The organism is Geobacillus thermopakistaniensis, from assembly GCF_000498995.1.
Taxonomy (GTDB): Bacteria; Bacillota; Bacilli; order Bacillales; family Anoxybacillaceae; genus Geobacillus; species Geobacillus thermoleovorans.
Genome location: NZ_AYSF01000020.1, coordinates 1 through 521, shown reverse-complemented (window position 1 = coordinate 521; position 521 = coordinate 1). Strand labels below are relative to the sequence as shown.

The window sequence follows — 521 nt, the reverse complement described above, 5'->3', positions numbered from 1 at the left end:
TTGGCTCTCGAAGCCAAATGTTCTTCACCCGCAGGGGTGCTTGCACCCCGAGGGGGAAGGTTATTTGGCAGAAGAGAGCCAGGCGCTGGAGCTAGACATCAGTCGTTATTCAAAGCAAAACGCGCTTCTGTTTCGTTCAGTTTTGAAGGAATGAGGATTCCTTCAAGTGTTTTGCGCCTTCGTCTTCTTGCAGGTTCAAGGAAGATGGATTCCTCGGCGCAAAGCTGCAAAGAAGCAGACTCAAGGCAGTCGCTTCGTTCAGTTTTGAGGGAACGAGTCATGTTCTCTCAAGAATCAATTTTGTTCCTTGAAAACTAGATAACCGGAAAAGCAAAGGAAGAAGCCGAGAGCGCGATAGGTTAAGCTAGAAAGGGCGCACGGTGGATGCCTTGGCACTAGGAGCCGATGAAGGACGGGGCAAACGCCGAAACGCTTCGGGGAGCTGTAAGCAAGCGTTGATCCGGAGATGTCCGAATGGGGGAACCCACTGTCCGTAATGGGGCAGTATCCATGCCTGAATC

Annotated in this window: 1 rRNA gene; it reads left to right on the top strand. The window is 51.4% G+C overall.

The features are described from left to right. Nucleotides 1–357 precede the first annotated feature (357 nt). A 23S ribosomal RNA gene (locus tag T260_RS136390) occupies nucleotides 358–521 on the top strand; the annotation flags it as partial.